Consider the following 16,742-nt stretch of genomic DNA (forward strand, 5'->3'; position numbering starts at 1 on the left):
GAGGTGATCGGGATCCGGCACGAGCAGGAAGCGAGGCGCCCATGTTCGCGGCCCTGGGCGGATTTGTCGTACGCAGGCCCTGGTGGGTCATCCTGGCCTGGGTCATCGCCGCCGGTGTGGTGATCGGCCTGGCGCCGAAGCTGACCTCCTCCACCGACGAGAAGAGCTTCCTCCCCTCGTCCTACGAGTCGGTCCGCGCGTCCGATCTGCGCGAGCGGGCGTTCCCGCAGCAGGAGAACGTGGGCGCGGTGATCGTCTTCCAGCGGGCCGACGGCAATCCGCTGACCCCGGCGGACAGCGCCGCGGTGGCCCGGGTCGCCACGGCGGTGGAGGCGCGGAAGATCAAGGACGTGCTGGGGGTCACGCCCGGTCAGGTCTCCCCGAACGGGCTGGTGCAGACCGCGATGGTGGCCATGCCGGAGGTCAAGGACCCCAACGACGAGACCCCGCAGGACGCGGTCGAGACGATGCGCAAGGAGGTCAAGGCGCAGATCGCCGGGACCGACCTGACCGCCGGGATCACCGGCTCCGCCGCCCAGGCGCTGGACGAACGGGACTCGTCCGAGACCGCCGGCACCCTGGTCGCGGTGGGCACGATCGTGATCATCGTGCTGTTGTTGCTGATCATCTTCCGCAGCCCGATCATCGCGCTGCTTCCGGTGGTGATCATCGGATTGATCTCGCCGATGGCCACCGGGCTGATCGCGTCGGCCAACAAGGTCTTCGACATGAAGGCCGACAGCTCGATCGAACAGCTGCTCACCGTGGTGCTGTTCGGCGTCGGCACCGACTACGTGCTGTTCCTGCTGTTCCGCTATCGCGAGGTGCTGCGCGAGGGGGTCGATCCGAAGAACGGCATGGTGCGCGCGGTCTCCCGGGTGGGCGAGGCGATCGCCTCCGCCGCGGCGGCGGTGATCGTCGCGTTCGCCGCGCTGACCCTGTCCACCCTGGGGATGTTGCGCTCGATGGGGCCGGCCCTGGCGATCGCGGTGTTCGTGACGTTGCTGGCCGGTCTGACGCTGGTGCCGGCCGTGGTCTCGCTGCTCGGTACGCGCGTGTTCTGGCCGTCCAAGTCCTGGCGGGCGGCCCCGCACGGCACCGGCTTCGCCCGACTCGGGCGCGGCATCGGCCGGCGGCCGGTGGTGTTCGCGGTGGCGTCCGCGCTGGTGATGGGGGTGCTCGCGATCGGCGCGCTGGGCTACAAGGCCAACTTCGACCTCGCCGGCTCCTCGCTGCCGTCGAACAAGGAGTCGGTCAAGGCGATGAAGAACCTGGAGAAGGGCTTCCCGCCGGGGACCACCGACCCCACCGAGGTCTACCTCGAGTCCACCGCCGGCCGGCCGCTCACTCCGCAGGAGCGGGCCGCGTTCGAGGCGGAGCTGCGCGGGGTCGAGGGGGTCGGCTCGGTGGCCGAGCCGGTGCTCACCCCCGACCTGGCGACCGCGTTCTACTCGGTGGTGCTGTCCGACTCGCCGGCCACCGACACGGCGCTGTCCACCGTGAAGAACCGGCTGCGGCCGGCCATGCACCGGGCCGCGCCGGACGGCACCCGGGCGCTGGTGGGCGGGATCACCGCGGTCTACGTGGACATCAACCGCGCGGTGGACCGGGACTACTCGGTGGTCTTCCCGGTCGCGGCGGTGTGCATCATGATCATCCTGGGACTGCTGCTGCGCAGCCTGGTCGCGCCGTGGTACCTGATGGCCTCGGTGGCGCTCGGGTTCGGCGCCACCCTCGGGGCGACCTCGGTGTTGTTCCAAAAGATCGGGGACCAGCCCGGGCTGATGTTCATGCTGCCGGTGATCATGTATCTGTTCGTGGTCGCGCTGGGCACCGACTACAACATCCTGATGGTGTCCCGACTGCGCGAGGAGGCCCGCGAGGGGCACGACCCGCACGACGCGGCGGCCGTGGCGGTCAAGCACTCCGGGCCCACCATCGCCGCCGCCGGCGTGATCCTGGCGGGCACCTTCGCCACGCTGATGCTGGCGGGCAACTCGACGCTGTCCCAGATGGGCTTCGCGCTCTCCAGCGGGATCGCGATCGCGGCCTTCATCATGGCGTTGATCTTCACGCCGAGCCTGACCGCGCTGATCGGCCACACGGCGTGGTGGCCGGGGCACGGGGACACCAAGCCGGCGGGGGAGAAGGAGCGGGCGGGCACACCGGTGAGCTGAGGGGCGAGGTGGGCGGGGCGGTCGGGAGCGGGCGGCCCGCCCGCTCCCGGGTCAGGGCAGCAGCACCCGGAACGCCGCGCCCTCGCCGGGGGCCGTGCGTACCTCCACCCGGCCGCCGTGTGCGTTGACCAGGGCGGCGACGATGGCCAGGCCGAGGCCGGAACCGCCGCCGGCGGCGCGGCTGCGCGAGGAGTCGACCCGGTAGAAACGCTCGAACACGCGCTGGGCGTGGGCCGGGGTCAGGCCGGGGCCGGCGTCGGCGACCTCCAGGGCCGCGCACCGCTTTGGCGGCCCGGCCCGGCCCACCGCGATCCGGATCGTGGTTCCGGCCGGGGTGTGGGTCAGCGCGTTGGAGACCAGATTGGCCACCACCTGGCGCAGCCGGGACTCGTCGCCCAACACCGTCACCGGATGCGCCGGGCCGCCGTCCAGGCCGGTCAGCGTCACCGCGCGGTCCGGGGCCAGGGTCTTGATGTCGTGCACCGCGTCGGCGGCCAGGATGCGCAGGTCCACCGGCTCGTTGCACAGCGGCCGCTGCTCGTCCAGGCGGGCCAGTTGCAGCAGGTCCTCGACCAGGCCGCCCATCCGGATCGCCTCGTCCTCGATGCGCCGCATCGTGCGGGCCACCTCGGCCGGATCGGTGAGCGCGCCCATCCGGTACAACTCGGCGAAGCCGCGCACGCTGGCCAGCGGGGTGCGCAGCTCGTGCCCGGCGTCGGCGACGAACCGGCGCATCCGGGTCTCCGACTCGGCGCGGGCCGCGAACGCGGTCTCGATCTGCGCCAGCATGCCGTTGATCGACGTGGACAACCGGCCGATCTCGGTGCCGGGCGCGGGCACCGGGACCCGGTGGGACAGGTCGCCCGCCGCGATCGCCGCCGCCGTCTCCTCGATCCGGCGCAGCGGACGCAGCCCGCCGCGCAGCGCGAACCAGCCGGCCGCGGCCAGCACGGTCAGGCAGGTCAGGCCGATCAGCAGACACACCGTGCGCATCCGGTCGACCGCCGCCCGGACGTCGTTCAGCGGCTGGGCCAGCACCACGCTGCCCTCGCCGCCGGCGGTCGGCACCGCGAGCACCCGCCAGCGGGTGTCGCCGGACACCGAGTCGGTCTCGAACGGATGCCGGTCCAGCGCCGCCACGGTGAGCGCGTCCAGGCGGGGCAGCCGCGGGCCCAACTCCTCCTCGGCGCCCGGCGAGCGCACCCGCTGGCGGGTGGTGCCGTCGGGGTTCAGGTACTCGGCCACGATCCGGCTCGGCAACACGCCGAACGCCCGCCCGCGACCGCCGGGTGGCGGCCCGTTGCCGCGCGGCTCGCCGGGGGGCTCGGGCGGGCGGTACGCCATCCCCCGCGCCGCCTGGCCCAGTTGCCGGTCCACCTGGTCGGTGAGGTAGCCGCGCAGCGAGCCCACCACGACCGTCTGGCTGACCAGCAGGGCGACGGCGACCAGCGTCATCGTGATGATCAGTACGCGGATGCGCAGCGATGATCGGCTCGGGTGCGGGAGGCGCATCCCGGCGCCGTCAGGCCGACGGCTGCGGGCGCCGCAGCACGTATCCGACCCCGCGCACGGTGTGGATCAACTTGCCGCCGTCGACGTCGAGTTCGATCTTGCGGCGCAGGTAGCTGATGTACGACTCGACGATGCTCAGATCGCCGCCGAAGTCGTACTGCCAGACGTGGTCCAGGATCTGCGTCTTGGACACCACCCGGCCGGTGTTGAGCATCAGGTAGCGCAGCAGTTTGAACTCGGTGGGCGACAGCGACACCGGTCGTTTGCCGCGCAGCACCTCGTGACCGTCGGGGTCGAGTTCGAGATCGGCGACCACGATCCGGTTGGAGGAGGTCGGCGGTTCCTCGCCGCCGTGCACCCGGCGCAGCACCGCGTGGATCCGGGCGATCAACTCCTCGAGGCTGAACGGCTTGGTGACGTAGTCGTCCCCGCCCAGGGTCAATCCGGTGATCTTGTCCTTCGTGGTGTCCTTCGCGGTCAGGAACAACACCGGCAACCGGGTGCCGTCCGCGCGCAGTCGGCGGACCACCTCGAAGCCGTCCAGGTCGGGGAGCATCACGTCGAGCACGACCAGGTCCGGCCGACACCGCGCGACGGCGGCCAGCGCGTCGGCGCCGTCGGCCGCCGAGTCGACCTCGAATCCGGCGAAGCGCAGACTGGCGGAGAGCAGTTCGCGGATGTTGGGCTCGTCGTCGACCACGAGCAGGCGGGTACGGGCGCCCTCGGCGGGCGTGGCCACCTAGCCCGCCCCGCCGGTCGCGCCGCCGGCGCCGCCCGCCGTGCCCGGGTTGCCGGTCGTGCCCGCGCCGCCGCGGCCGACGGGAGCGGTGCCCTGGGCGACGGAGGTCGCGGTCACCGCGCCGTCGGCGCCGGTCGCGCCGCGCACCACGACGGTGTCGCCCGGCTTCAGGTCGACGGTGCGCCCGTCACGGGTCACCTGGATCTTCGTTCCGGCGTCGGTCTTCACCTTCACGATGTTGCCGGCCGAATCTGAGACGTAGATGAAAGAGTCGTCCACGACCTTGACCGTCCCGGTGGTCAGGTCCGAGCCGGAGCCCGCGCCCGCGCCGGATGTGGCGCCGCCGGGCGCGGCGGCCGCGCGGCCGCCGCCCGGCTGGGAGCCGCCGGCGGTGCGGGCGGTGAACGGGTTCGCGCCCTGCTGCGCCGCGCCCTGCCCGGTGCCGCCGCCGGCATGGTCCTTCTGTACCTCGACGCCGGCGAGGAAGCCCGCGGACAGGAGCACGCCCGCGCCCAGGGCCAGGGTCAGCGCGGGCAGTCGGCGGCGGGGCGGGGCGGCCAACTCGTCGGCGACGTCGCGGGCGGCGGGCGGTCGGGCGAGGATGTCCTCCGGCGACTCGTCCGGCGTGGCACCGGCGGCCGGTTCGGTGCGGAAACCGCCGACGAAGCCGGTCGGCTCGGGCGCGGTGGGCCGGGGCGCGTCAAAGTCGGGCGCCGGCTCGCCCGGGACGGGGTCGAGGGGGCGGGTGTCGTGCGGGTCGAGGCCGGGCTGCGGCGTCATGGTCGGGATTCTCCTCCGGAACGGCGGTGGGTGGTCGGGCTATTCGTGCCGCAGTGCTTCGATCGGCCGCAGCGCGGCGGCGCGCGCGGCCGGGTAGCCGCCGAAGAACAGGCCGATGGCGACCGATACGGCGAACGAGCCGACCACCGAACTCGGAACCACGACGGGCGTGATCCCGACCACCTCGAAGCGCGCCGCGAACAACCCCGCGGCCACCCCCAGTCCGCCGCCGACCACCGACAACAGCGTGGACTCGGCGAGGAATTGGCCCAGGATCGCCCCGCGCGGCGCGCCGATCGCCTTGCGGATGCCGATTTCGCGGGTGCGTTCGGCGACCGTCACCAGCATGATGTTGGTGATGCCGATCCCGCCGACCAGGAGCGAGATCGCGGCCACCGCGGCGAGCAGCACGGTGAAGGTCTTGTTGGTCTCGTCGTTGGCGCTCAGCAGCGACTGCTGGTTGGTGATCCGGAAGTCGCTCTGCGCCGCATCGGCGATCCGGTGTCGGTTGTTCAGGATCGAGGTGACCTCGTCCTGGGCGAGCGCGGTGTCGTCGGAGGAGGTGGCCTGTACGGCGATCGCGGACAACGAACCGTAGCCGGTCAGGCTGTCGCGCATGGTGGTCACCGGGAGCACGATGGTGTCGTCGGAGTCCGCCGCGCCGTTGCCGCCCTTGGTGCGCAGGACGCCCGCGACGCGGAACGGCACGCCGCCGACCAGGATTTCCTTGTCGATCGGGTTCTCCGTGCCGAACACGTTCTCCACCGTGGTGCTGCCGAGGATCGCCACCCTGCGCCGGGAGTTCACGTCGTCGGTGCCGAACAGCGCGCCCTGGCCCAGGTCGTGGTTGGTGGTGGCGAACCAGTCCGGCGTGGTGCCGACGATCTGGGACACGGTGACCGACTGGCCGGCGTAGGTGACGCTCTGGGACGTGGTCTGCACGGGGGCGGCCGACTTCACGTGCGGGGCCAGGGTCTTGTCGACCAGGGCCTGTGCGTCGTCGGGGGTGAGGTCCTTGAGCGTGCCGCCCTGTCCGGCGGCGCCGAATCGGCCGCCGCCCGCGGTGTGCGAGACGGTGAGCAGGTTGGTGCCGAGGCGCTGGATGGAGGCCTGTACCGACTTGGACGAGCCGTTTCCGACGGCCACCAGCAGGATCACCGCGCCGACCCCGATCAGTACGCCGAGCATGGTCAGCGCGGTCCGGATCTTGTTCGCGGCCAGGCCCAGGACGGCGAACCGAAGCACTTCGACGGGGTTCACCGACGCGGCCCTTCCACGAGCGGGCCGGCCGCGACGGGTTCGGGGACGGTCGGCGCGGATGCGGGGGACCGCCGGCGGTCGGACACCACGAGGCCGTCGACCAGGCGCAGGACCCGTTCGGCGCGGGCGGCGACCTCGTCCTCGTGGGTGATGATCACGATCGTGCGGCCGGCCTCGTGCAGCCGGTCCAGGATGCCCAGCACCTCGCGGGTGCTGTGGCTGTCCAGGTTGCCGGTGGGCTCGTCGGCGAGCAGCAGGGCCGGGGCGGTGACCAGGGCCCGGGCCAGCGCGACCCGTTGCTGCTGGCCGCCGGAGAGTTCGTTGGGCGCGTGGTCGGCGCGGTCGGACAGGCCGACCAGATCGAGCGCGGCGCGGGCGCGGCGGCGGCGTTCCCGGGCGCGCACCCCCGCGTAGGAGAGCGGGAGTTCGACCTGGGCGAGTGCGGTGGTGCGCGGGATCAGGTTGAACGACTGGAAGACGAAGCCGATGCGGCGGTTGCGCACCAGGGCGAGTTGGTGCTCGTCGAGCCGGCCGACGTCGAGGCCGTCGAGGAGGTAGCGGCCCGAGGACGGGATGTCCAGGCAGCCCAGGACGTTCATGAGGGTGGATTTGCCCGAGCCCGAACTGCCCATGACGGCCACGTATTCGCCGACCTCGATGGTCAGGTCGACGCCGCGCAGCGCCTGTACGGCGGCGGGGCCGCGGCCGTACGACTTGGTCACCGCGCGGACGTCGATCACCGGCGCGGGGCGGCCCGCGTGCGGCCCGCTCATCGTGAGCCGCCGCGCGGGAAGCCGCCACCGGTCGCGCCGCCGTTGCCGGCGCTGCCGCCGGGGAAGACCGCGCCGCCGCCCGGGATTCCGCCGCCACCGGTGCCGCCGCGGGTGGATGAGCCGGAGCGGCCCGACGTGGAGCCGGTGCCGCTGCCGGCGGCGACGGTGCCGATCACGATCTCGTCGCCCTCGGCCAGGCCGGAAAGGATCTGCGTGGTCTGGTCGCCCACCACGCCGAGGGTCACCGTGCGGCGCTGTTCGACGCCGTCGACGAGGACGCGTACGGAGGCGCCGGCGCCGGCGCCGCTCGTGCCGCCGCCGGTCACGGCCGCCGAGGGCACCTGGAGCGCGTTGTCCGCCTGGGCGACGACCACCGAGATGTTCGCGGTCTGACCGGTGCGCAGCGTGGACACGTCGCCCTGGAGTGCGATGGTGGCGCCGTACTTGACCGAACCGGCCGATCCGCCGCTGTCCGGGAGCGGATTGACGCTCACCACCTTGGCGTTCAGCCGGATCGCGGAGTTCACGTTGAGGGTGACCGTGGCCGGCTGTCCCGCCTTCACCTTGGCCGCGTCGGCCTCCGAGAAGGACACCCGGCTCTCCATGCCGGTCGGATTCGCGAGCACCACGAACCCGCTCGCCGTGCTGTTCGAGGTCGCGGCCGAGCCGCCCTGGCCGCCGCCGGAACCGCCCGAGCCGGTGGTATTGCCGGTACCGCCCGAGCCGCCGGCGGTCACGCTGTCGCCGACCTTGCCCGACACCGAGGCCACCACGCCGTCGGAGGGGGCGATCAGCGTGCAGCCGTCCAGGGCCCGTTGTGCGTCGGCGACCTTGTTGTTCGCCGCGACCAGGGCCGATTCGGCCTGGGTGACCGCCGCGGCGTCCACCGTCGTGCTCGGCGACGGGGTGGCCGTCGCGGTTTTGGTGACGGTGACGGTGACGGTCGGGTGCGGCTGGGCGACAGGGGTGGACGCGGACCCGGGCGGCGCCGTCGTGGGCGTGGCGGCGGGCACATCGCGGGAGCCGGTGGCGCCGGTGCCGCCGCGTACGGCCGTGTCCTCGATGCCGGAATTCTGGTTGCCACTGCCCTGGTTGCCGCCGCCACCGCCGTTGCTGCCGCCTCCGTTGCCGCCCCCGCCCTGCTGGACCGGGGTGCCCGCGCGGGCCTTGGTCAGATTCGCCTGGGCCACGGTCACGGCCGACTTCGCCGCGTCCAGCGCCTCCTGGGCCTGGGCCGGATCGATCCGGGCCAATACCTGGCCGGCGGTGACCCGGTCGCCCACCTTGACCGCGACCGCGGTGACCTTGCCCGCGGCGGAAAAGGCCACCCCCGTATCGGAGGGCGAACTCAACGACCCGGACGCGGACACCGTGGCCATCACCGTGCCCTTGGTGACCTTGCCGGTACGCACCCGGCCGGCGCGCGTCGATCCGCCCCCGTCGTCCACCGCCGCGTAGGCGAAGCCGGCGCCGGTGACCAACGCGGCGGCCAGGGTCAGGTTGAGCAGGACCGACTTGCGTCGTAGTCGTACACGCCTCATGGCGGCCAAGACTGACCCGGACACGTACCGGAAGGCTGTCGGCGGCCTGGGAGTTGGCCGGCAACGCGACGGCTGATCGAGGCGGCGGACCGAACGTATACCGGATGAAATCCTGGTCATCGCGACAAGTCGTCCCCCCGATGCGGCCCGGGCTCCCAGCGAACTCCCAGGCGGCGCGCGGCCAACCACCATCCCGCCGTGCTTGAGTCCGGGGCGGATGGGCGGTGCGCCGTCCGGCGGCCGTTCCCGAGTCGCGTGGGAAGGACGTCATGACGAGGTACCCGGGTCGACCGGCGTGGACCACGGCGGTGGTGCCGGTCGCCGCCTCGGCACTCGTGTTGCTGCTGGCCGGCTGTGGGGGAACGGCGGCAAGAGCACGGGCGTCGCGGGTCCGTCGAGCGCGCCGAGCGCCGGTGCCGACGCCGCGAAGGCGTACACCGACTGTCTGCGCGCGAACGGGGTCACGGTGCCGACCGGACGGCCGGGTGGGGGAGCCCGCCCGTCGGGTCGGCCCGATGGCACCGCCCGCCCCTCCGATCGCCCGAGCCGCCCGGCCGGCGAACACCCCTCGGGCTTCCCCGGCCGCCCCCGCGCAACCGATCCCGCCCTCCGCAAGGCCGAGGAGACCTGCGCGACGCTGCGCCCCTCACGCACACCGGGCAGCCGAGGCACAGCCGCCCCGAACGGCGGCCCGAACGACTCCGGCACCCGGGCATTCGCGAGTTGCCTCCACGACCACAAGGTCGAGGTGCCCCCGGGCGGCCCGTCTGCCCTCGACCGCACGGACCCCGCGACAGCCGAAGCCCTGAAGATCTGCGAGGCACTCCTGCCGACACCACACCCGAGCCCGGCGGCTTCGTCGTAGACGACACCCGACGGGCGAGGCGAAGCCCGCGCCCGCACCGTCACACGGCTAGCGCAGCAGGCGGAAGAAGCGGCGGACCTCCGCCACGAACAGCTCCGGTTGTTCGAACGCGGCGAAGTGGCCGCCCCGGGGGAGTTCGTTCCAGTAGCGCAGATCGCGGAAGCGGTTGGCGGCCCAGCGGCGTGAGGCGCGGATGATCTCGTGCGGGAAGACCGAGCATCCGGTCGGCACGTCGACCTCGGCCAGGTCCGGGTCCCGATAGCTCTCCCAGTACAGGCGGGCCGAGGACGTGGCGGTGCCGGTCAGCCAGTACAGCATCACGTTGTCGAGCATGTGGTCGCGCGACAGCGCGTTCTCCGGGTGCCCGTCGCAGTCGGTCCACTGCCGGAACTTCTCCACGATCCAGGCGAGTTGTCCCACCGGGGAGTCGGTCAGGCCGTAGCCGAGGGTCTGCGGCCGGGTGGACTGGATCTTGCTGTAGCCCGAGTCCCATTCGGAGTGCGTGGCCAGGTCGGCCAGCGCTTGGCGCTCCTCGGGCGTCGGGTCCCGCATCGCCTCGGCGTCCGGCATCGCCACCGGCATGTTCAGGTGGATCCCGAGCACGTGCTCCGGGTCCTGGCGACCGATCGACGCGGTGACCATCGAGCCCCAGTCGCCGCCCTGCGCGCCGTAGCGTTCGTAGCCCAGGTCGGCCATCAGGCGCGCCCAGGTCCGGGCGATGCGGTCGACCCCCCACCCGGTTTCGGTCGGGCGATCGCTGAAGCCGTAGCCGGGCAGCGAGGGCAGCACCACGTGGAACGCGTCCGCCGCGTCCCCGCCGTGTGCGACGGGATCGGTCAACGGGCCGATCACGTCCAGGAATTCGATGATCGAGCCGGGCCAGCCGTGGGTCAGGATCAGCGGCACCGCGTCCGCGTGCGGCGAGCGCACGTGCAGGAAGTGGATGCCCAAGCCGTCGAGTTCGGCCCTGAACTGCGGATGGGCGTTCAGCGCGGCCTCGGTCTCGCGCCAGTCGTAGGTGGTGCGCCAGTACTCGGCCAACTCCCGCGTGTACCCGAGCGGGACGCCCTGCGACCAGTCGGCCACGGGCTCCGCCTCGGGCCATCGGGTGCGCGCCAGGCGCTCCCGCAGATCGACCAGGTCGGCCTCGGGTATGTCGATCCGGAACGGCGTGAAATGCGACGGGGTGGACATCGGCCGGCAACTCCATCCATGTGGACGTCAGGGCGAATCCCCGGGACGAACCCCCGGATCGGGTCTCCGGAGCGGGTCTCCAGGGCGGTACTCAACCCGAACACCCGAGCGCATACCAGAGCCGGCCGCCCCCGTTCGGCTCGAAACTCGAACACCGCCGGCGGTGCGCCGCGCCGTGCTCCGTATGGGTGAAGTCCGGGTCCGACGTGCCCGATCGGCTTTCGTCGGGGTCGCCGAAGCCGCCACGTTGGTGATTTCGTCCCGCTCCCGGAAGGCCCCTGATGAACCGTCACCTCCGCGGCGGAGTCGGCGTCGTCGCCGCGCTCCTGTCCGCCTGCTCGCTCGCCGCCGGCGCCCCCGTGGCCGCCGACGCCCGGCCCCCGCTGCCGCAGCCGAAGGCGTCGACCAACGCCGAGTTGCCGCCCTGGCCGGTGCCCGCCGACAGCGCGCGGCGAGGGGCCGACGCGGGGCTGGCCCTGGACACGATGGAGGGCGCGAAACAGCACTTCCATGTGCATCTGGACATCTTCGTCGGCCTGGAGCGCGTCGAGGTCGCCCCCGATCTGGGCATCGACCACGGGTCCGGGCTGCTGGCCGACCTGCACACCCACGACAACAGCGGCGTACTGCACGTGGAGAGCCACGACGCGAACGCCCGCTTCGTCCTGGGGCAGTTGTTCGCGATGTGGAACGTCAGATTCGACGACACCCACCTGGGCGCGCTCACCCCCGACGCCACGCACACCTACCGCACCTACCTCAACGGCGCGTTGGTGACCGGCGATCCGGCCCGGATCGAGCTGCGTCCGCACGACCAGATCTCGGTGATGTTCCAGGGCGATCAGGTGCGGATCAAGCCGCCGGCCTCGTACGACTTCCCGATGGGCCTTTAGGGTCGCGCTCGTTCACGACAGTATGGGGGTGGGTGTCGGACCGTCACGACGAGACAGGGGTTGCCGCCATGACCGATCTGGAAACCGCGGCCCCGGCCTTCGTCGCCATGGCCCACTCGATCGTGTGGGCCTCCATCGCCACCGTGGACAGCGCCGGTCGCCCTCGCACCCGGATCCTGCACCCCTACTGGGTGTGGGAGCACGGCCGACTCACCGGTTGGGTCGCCACCGCGCCGACCGCGACCAAGCGCGCGCACATCGCCCGCAACCCGTTCGTGTCCTGCAACTACTGGTCGCCCACGCACGACACGTGCGCCGCCGAATGCCGCGCGGACCTGCTCTTCGACGAGGAGGTCCGCGAGCGGGTGTGGCACCTGTTCCGGGACACCCCGGAGCCGCTGGGCTACGACCCGGCCGGGGTGCCCGGGTGGGAGAAACCCTCCTCGCCCGACTTCGCGGTGATGCGCCTGTCGCCGTGGCGACTGCGGGTGTTCCCCGGCGCCGGCCTCAAGGCCGGGCTCGGGAGCGCGGTGCTGACCTGGCAGGAGCCCCGCCCGGAGCTGACCCCCCAGGGCGCGGGCTGACCCGACGCCGCGGCGTGCCACCCGATGTCGCGGTGTGCCGACTGAGCCCGCTATGTAATCCCTGAGACAAAGCTGTCTCATCCGGGCTAGAATCGATCCATGCCCACCGACAACGAGCAGGTGCTGCGCGCCGCCGTCACCCTGCTGCTCCGGCGCCCCGCCTCGTCCATGGACGAGATCGCCCGCGCCGCCGGGATCAGCCGGGCCACGCTGCACCGGATGTTCCCCGGCCGCCCGGCGCTGATCACCGCGCTCGGCGCGGAGGCCTCCGCCCGGATCGGGCACGCGATCGACGCCGCCGACCTGAGCGCCGACGACGTCCCCCGGGCGCTGCGCGACCTGGTCGAGCAGTTGATGCCCTGCGCCGACTACCTGGCGTTCCTGTACGGCGAGAGCTCGCTGGTCGGCGACCCGGACCTGGAGCGGGCCTGGAGCGTGATGGACGAGCAGGTGGCCGCCGTGGTCCGGCGTGGCCAGGAGAACGGCTCGATGCGGGTCGACCTCACCGCCCAGTGGGTCACCGAGGCGCTGTTCGCGTTCGTCGCCGCCGCCGGCTGGGCCGTGCACGAGGGCCGACTCGCCGGCCGCGACGCGGCCCGCTCGGTCACCGAACTCCTGCTCGGCGGCGCCCGGCGTACCCCGGGCAACCCCGACTGACCCCCCGGGGCGACGCGACACCCGATGCGTCGCCCCACCCCTGGTTCCATCTCTTTTTTGGACTTTCGATCATGGCCGCTCCCCCTTCCCCGACCCCCGCTCATACCGGCACCGGCAGCCCCGCCAAGGGCGCGCCGGGCCGCTGGATCGCGCTCGGCGTACTGACACTGTCGGTGCTGCTCGTGGCGATCGACGCCACCGTGCTCGGCCTGGCCATCCCGTTCCTCAGCGAGGACCTGGAGCCGACCGGCACCCAACTGTTGTGGATCGGCGACGTCTACTCCTTCGTCATCGCCGGTCTGCTGGTCACCGCCGGCACCCTCGGCGACCGGATCGGCCGCAAGAAGCTGCTGCTCTTCGGCTCGGCCGCGTTCGGCGCACTGTCCGTGGCCGCCGCCTACGCACCCAGCGCCGAGGCGCTGATCGCGGCCCGGGTCGCGATGGGCGTCGCCGGCGCGTCGCTGATGCCCTCCACGCTCGCCCTGGTCCGCAACATCTTCCCCGACGCGCGCGAACGCAGCTTCGCGATCGGCGTGTGGGGCGCGATGTCGATGGCCGGCGCCGCGTTCGGCCCGGTCGTCGGCGGCTTCCTGCTCGAACACTTCTGGTGGGGCTCGGTCTTCCTGATCAACCTGCCGGTGATGGCCGTACTGATCGCCGTCGGCATCAAGATGCTCCCCGAGTCGCGCAACCCCGATCCGGGCCCGTGGGACATGCTCAGTGCCGCGCTGTCCCTGGTCGGCATGATCGCGACCGTATACGCCGTCAAGGAGGCCGCGACCCACGGCCTGCTGCGCCCCGACGTGTGGGTGGCGGCGGCGATCGGGGTGAGCGCGCTGGTGTGGTTCGGTCGTCGGCAGTTGTCGCTGCCGGTGCCGCTGCTCGACATGCGCCTGTTCCGCAACCGGGCGTTCTCCGGATCGGTACTGGCCGACCTGCTCACCGTGCTCGGCATGTCCGGGCTGATCTTCTTCCTGTCCCAGTTCCTCCAACTGGTCCAGGGGCGCAGCCCGTTGCAGGCGGGCCTGGCCGAGCTGCCGGCCACCGTCGGGGCGATCGTGTCGGGTCTGCTCGCGGGCGCGGCGGCGCGCCGGCTCACCCCGCGCGTGGTGGTGACGTCGGGCCTGACCGCGATCGGGCTGGCCCTGGGCGCGCTCACCGTGCTGGCCGAGGACACGCCGTACCTCTACCTGGGTGGCGTGCTGCTCCTGGTCGGTGTCGGCGCGGGCTTCTCGTTCACGGTCACCGCGGACCTGATCCTGGGCAGCGCGCCGAAGGAGAACGCGGGCGCGGCCTCGGCGGTCTCGGAGACCGCGTACGAACTGGGCGCGGCGCTGGGCATCGCGCTGCTCGGTTCGGTCGTCACCGGGATCTATCGGGGCCATCTGACCGTGCCGGAGGGGGTGTCCGGCTCGGCGGCCGACGGTGCGCGCGAGTCCCTCGCCGGCGCCGCCGAGGCGGCCGACACGGTGTCCGGACAGGTCGCCGCCGACCTCACCCACTCGGCGAACGACGCGTTTTTGGAGGGACTGCGGATCGCGGCCGGCGCGGGCGCGGTGGTGCTGCTCGCCGCCGCCGTCGCGGCCTGGTTCATGCTGCGCGGCGCGCAGACCGCAGGCTCCGACGTGGAGCACTGACGACCGGGCCGCCGGCGGGGGTGACCCCGTCGGCGGCCCGGCTCGGCGCTCCCCCCGCCGACGAGCGCCGATCCTCGCCACCGGCCGCGACGACACCCCCGGAGGATCCTCGGGAACGCCCTCAGAGCGCCTTCGCGAAACACATGCTGCTCGGGTAGTCCCGGTAGTAGCCGAACCCGGGGATGCGCTCGTATCCGGAGGACCGGTACAGCGCGACCGCCTCCGGCTGCTTGGCCCCGGTCTCCAGGACCACCCGCAGCCGACCCGCCGCGCGGGCGGTCTCCTCCAGGTGCGCGAGGATCACCCGGGACAGCCCGCGGCCGCGGGCGTGCGGCACCACGTACATCCGCTTGAGCTCGGCGTCGCCGTCGTTCAGGCTCGGGTCCTCCGGTGACGCGCGGCGGGCCCGCCAGCCCCCGCAGGCGATCGGGGCGCCGTTGTCGTACGCCACGCAGAACAGGCCCTCGGGCGGCAGGAATTCGGCCGGGTCGACCGCCGTCTCGTCGGGGCCGCCGTAGCGGTGCACGTATTCCTGCTGCACATCCGCCACCAGCTTGCGCACGTCGGGGTGGTCGTACCCCAGAGTCTTGATCTCCACGGGAGGACGCTACCCGTGTGAGTGACGCGATCATCGGCGGGCCCGATCCCCGGCCCGGGACCGCACCGGCCCGCCGACGCACGCGGGTCTCAGACCTTCGGGCGGTAGCCGCCGAAGCTCCAGAGGTTGCCCTCGGGGTCGCGGACGGTGTAGCCGCGACCGCCGTAGTCCTGGTCCTTCGGCTCCAGCACCACCGTCGCGCCCGCCGCCACCGCCCGCGCGCAGTGCGCGTCCACGTCGCCGTCGATCACGCCGTAGAGCGCGGAGCCGCCGACGGGCCACCGCAACCGGTCGCCACCCCCCTCCGGCAGGTTGCTGCCGAGCATCACCATGGCGTTGCCGAAGGTCAGCTCGGCGTGTGCGACGGTGTCGCCGTCGCCCGGGACCACCATGACGGCGGTCATCCCGAACGCCTCCCGGAGAAAGGTGATCGCCGCCGTCGCGTCGTTGTAGCGCAGGGTCGGGACGAGGTCGGCGATCAGCGGGTTGTCGCTCATGGTGCGCTCCTTGCGGCCGGATGCGGCGGCCTGTTCCGGTGGGCCCGACGTGTGCCGGGTGGGTCGAGACCAGCTTCCGGCGGGTGACCCCTCGCGGTATTGGATAAACGGGAACGAGCGCCGCCGGCCGTGCGGCTCAGCCCGCGAAGCCGCCGCCGGCGGGCAGCCGGGAGCGCACATGGGCACCGGGCGTGCAGCCCGCGAGCACCTTGAAATCCCGATTGAAGTGCGCCTGGTCGTAGTAGCCGGCCTCCGCCGCGACCTCCGCCCACGAGCGCGGCGAACCGTCGAGCAGCGTGATCGCGTGCCGGAAGCGCAACACCCGGGCCACCGTCTTGGGCGGCAGGCCGACGGTCTCCCGGAAGCGGGCGCCGAGGTGGCGCCGGCTCCATCCGGTCTCCCGGGCGAGCGCGGTGACGTCGATCCGGCCGGCGCTCGCCGTCAGCAGGTCCCAGGAGCGGATCACCTCGGGCCGCGGCTCGGGGCCGATCGCCAGGCGGCGGAGCAGGATCTCGTCGAGGTGGGCGAAGCGGGTCGACCAGTCGGGCGCGGACACCAGCCGGTCGACCAGCGCGTCGCCGTCCCATCCGGGCAGGTCGTCGAGGTGCACCACCCGGTCGGCGATCTCGGCCAGGGGCAGGCCGAGCAGCGTGTAGGCGCCGAGCGGGGTCAGGTCGAGTTGCACGCCCGCCTGTCGGCCGTCGTGCTCGACGATCGCCGGCCCGTCGTGCAGCCCGGCCACGAACGAGCGGGTGCTGCCCGGCGTGTGCAGCCCCGCGTGCGGGGCGTGGACCCGGATCGGCACGAATCCGATGATCACGGTGATCGAGTCGGTGGCCACCTCACGGCGGCGCAGCGGCGCGTGGGTGTGCTCGTCGTAGCCGAGGTAGGAGGCGAGCAGGGGCGCGAGCGCGGGATGCGCGGATGCGGACACCATCTCCATGGACCCGAGCGCGGAGGTGTGTCGGGTCACGTGCAGAGTGTCCGTGGGGACCATGCTGTCCAGTCTCACACCCGGTGCCGACAAGGTGCCGA

The 16,742-nt window shown here is 72.8% G+C and carries 15 protein-coding genes; 5 read left to right on the forward strand and 10 right to left on the reverse strand.

What is annotated here, in order from left to right; all coding sequences use genetic code 11:
- Window positions 1–41: 41 nt before the first annotated feature.
- Window positions 42–2,177, forward strand: a complete 2,136-nt coding sequence (locus tag B4N89_RS29190) for an MMPL family transporter (protein WP_078978750.1) — start codon at window positions 42–44, stop codon at window positions 2,175–2,177.
- 51 nt (window positions 2,178–2,228) lie between these two features.
- Here the strand turns inward: B4N89_RS29190 and B4N89_RS29195 are convergent, their stop codons facing one another.
- The 7 genes from B4N89_RS29195 to B4N89_RS29225 form a co-directional block, all read right to left on the reverse strand.
- Window positions 2,229–3,689, reverse strand: a complete 1,461-nt coding sequence (locus B4N89_RS29195; RefSeq protein ID WP_078978751.1) for a sensor histidine kinase — start codon at window positions 3,687–3,689, stop codon at window positions 2,229–2,231.
- 10 nt (window positions 3,690–3,699) lie between these two features.
- Window positions 3,700–4,428 (reverse strand): response regulator transcription factor, encoded by a 729-nt coding sequence (locus tag B4N89_RS29200; RefSeq protein ID WP_078978752.1) that lies wholly within the window; start codon window positions 4,426–4,428, stop codon window positions 3,700–3,702.
- Window positions 4,429–5,208, reverse strand: coding sequence for a hypothetical protein (locus tag B4N89_RS29205; RefSeq protein ID WP_078978753.1), 780 nt, complete (start codon window positions 5,206–5,208; stop codon window positions 4,429–4,431).
- A gap of 39 nt (window positions 5,209–5,247) precedes the next feature.
- Complete coding sequence (locus B4N89_RS29210; RefSeq protein ID WP_078978754.1) at window positions 5,248–6,468, reverse strand: ABC transporter permease; 1,221 nt, start codon at window positions 6,466–6,468, stop codon at window positions 5,248–5,250.
- Window positions 6,465–7,241, reverse strand: a complete 777-nt coding sequence (locus B4N89_RS29215; protein WP_078978755.1) for an ABC transporter ATP-binding protein — start codon at window positions 7,239–7,241, stop codon at window positions 6,465–6,467. Before B4N89_RS29215 ends, B4N89_RS29210 begins: the two co-directional genes overlap by 4 nt.
- Window positions 7,238–8,782 (reverse strand): efflux RND transporter periplasmic adaptor subunit, encoded by a 1,545-nt coding sequence (locus B4N89_RS29220; RefSeq protein ID WP_161500853.1) that lies wholly within the window; start codon window positions 8,780–8,782, stop codon window positions 7,238–7,240. Before B4N89_RS29220 ends, B4N89_RS29215 begins: the two co-directional genes overlap by 4 nt.
- Window positions 8,783–9,695: 913 nt before the next feature.
- Window positions 9,696–10,841, reverse strand: coding sequence for an epoxide hydrolase family protein (locus B4N89_RS29225; protein ID WP_078978757.1), 1,146 nt, complete (start codon window positions 10,839–10,841; stop codon window positions 9,696–9,698).
- A 281-nt stretch (window positions 10,842–11,122) separates the two neighbouring features.
- Here B4N89_RS29225 and B4N89_RS29230 point away from each other — a divergent pair, with 281 nt between their 5' ends.
- From B4N89_RS29230 to B4N89_RS29245, 4 genes are all read left to right on the forward strand, one after another.
- Window positions 11,123–11,734: a hypothetical protein gene (locus B4N89_RS29230; RefSeq protein ID WP_078978758.1), complete on the forward strand. Its 612-nt coding sequence runs from the start codon at window positions 11,123–11,125 to the stop codon at window positions 11,732–11,734.
- Window positions 11,735–11,802: 68 nt separating this feature from the next.
- The gene (locus tag B4N89_RS29235; protein WP_078978759.1) at window positions 11,803–12,318 is read left to right on the forward strand and encodes a pyridoxamine 5'-phosphate oxidase family protein; all 516 of its coding nucleotides are present in this window, start codon (window positions 11,803–11,805) and stop codon (window positions 12,316–12,318) included.
- Window positions 12,319–12,417: 99 nt separating this feature from the next.
- Complete coding sequence (locus B4N89_RS29240) at window positions 12,418–12,975, forward strand: TetR/AcrR family transcriptional regulator (protein ID WP_078978760.1); 558 nt, start codon at window positions 12,418–12,420, stop codon at window positions 12,973–12,975.
- A gap of 71 nt (window positions 12,976–13,046) precedes the next feature.
- Window positions 13,047–14,612 carry an MFS transporter gene (locus B4N89_RS29245; protein WP_235618841.1) on the forward strand — a complete coding sequence of 522 codons (1,566 nt, stop codon included), beginning with the start codon at window positions 13,047–13,049 and terminating at the stop codon, window positions 14,610–14,612.
- A 121-nt stretch (window positions 14,613–14,733) separates the two neighbouring features.
- Here the strand turns inward: B4N89_RS29245 and B4N89_RS29250 are convergent, their stop codons facing one another.
- The 3 genes from B4N89_RS29250 to B4N89_RS29260 form a co-directional block, all read right to left on the reverse strand.
- Window positions 14,734–15,210 (reverse strand): GNAT family N-acetyltransferase, encoded by a 477-nt coding sequence (locus tag B4N89_RS29250; protein ID WP_078978761.1) that lies wholly within the window; start codon window positions 15,208–15,210, stop codon window positions 14,734–14,736.
- Window positions 15,211–15,299: 89 nt separating this feature from the next.
- The gene (locus B4N89_RS29255) at window positions 15,300–15,707 is read right to left on the reverse strand and encodes a VOC family protein (RefSeq protein ID WP_078978762.1); all 408 of its coding nucleotides are present in this window, start codon (window positions 15,705–15,707) and stop codon (window positions 15,300–15,302) included.
- 136 nt (window positions 15,708–15,843) lie between these two features.
- A complete protein-coding gene (locus tag B4N89_RS29260; protein WP_078978763.1) occupies window positions 15,844–16,704 on the reverse strand; it encodes a helix-turn-helix domain-containing protein in 861 nt (286 codons plus the stop codon).
- Between the last annotated feature and the right edge of the window lie 38 nt (window positions 16,705–16,742).

The organism is Embleya scabrispora, assembly GCF_002024165.1.
GTDB lineage: Bacteria > Actinomycetota > Actinomycetes > Streptomycetales > Streptomycetaceae > Embleya > Embleya scabrispora_A.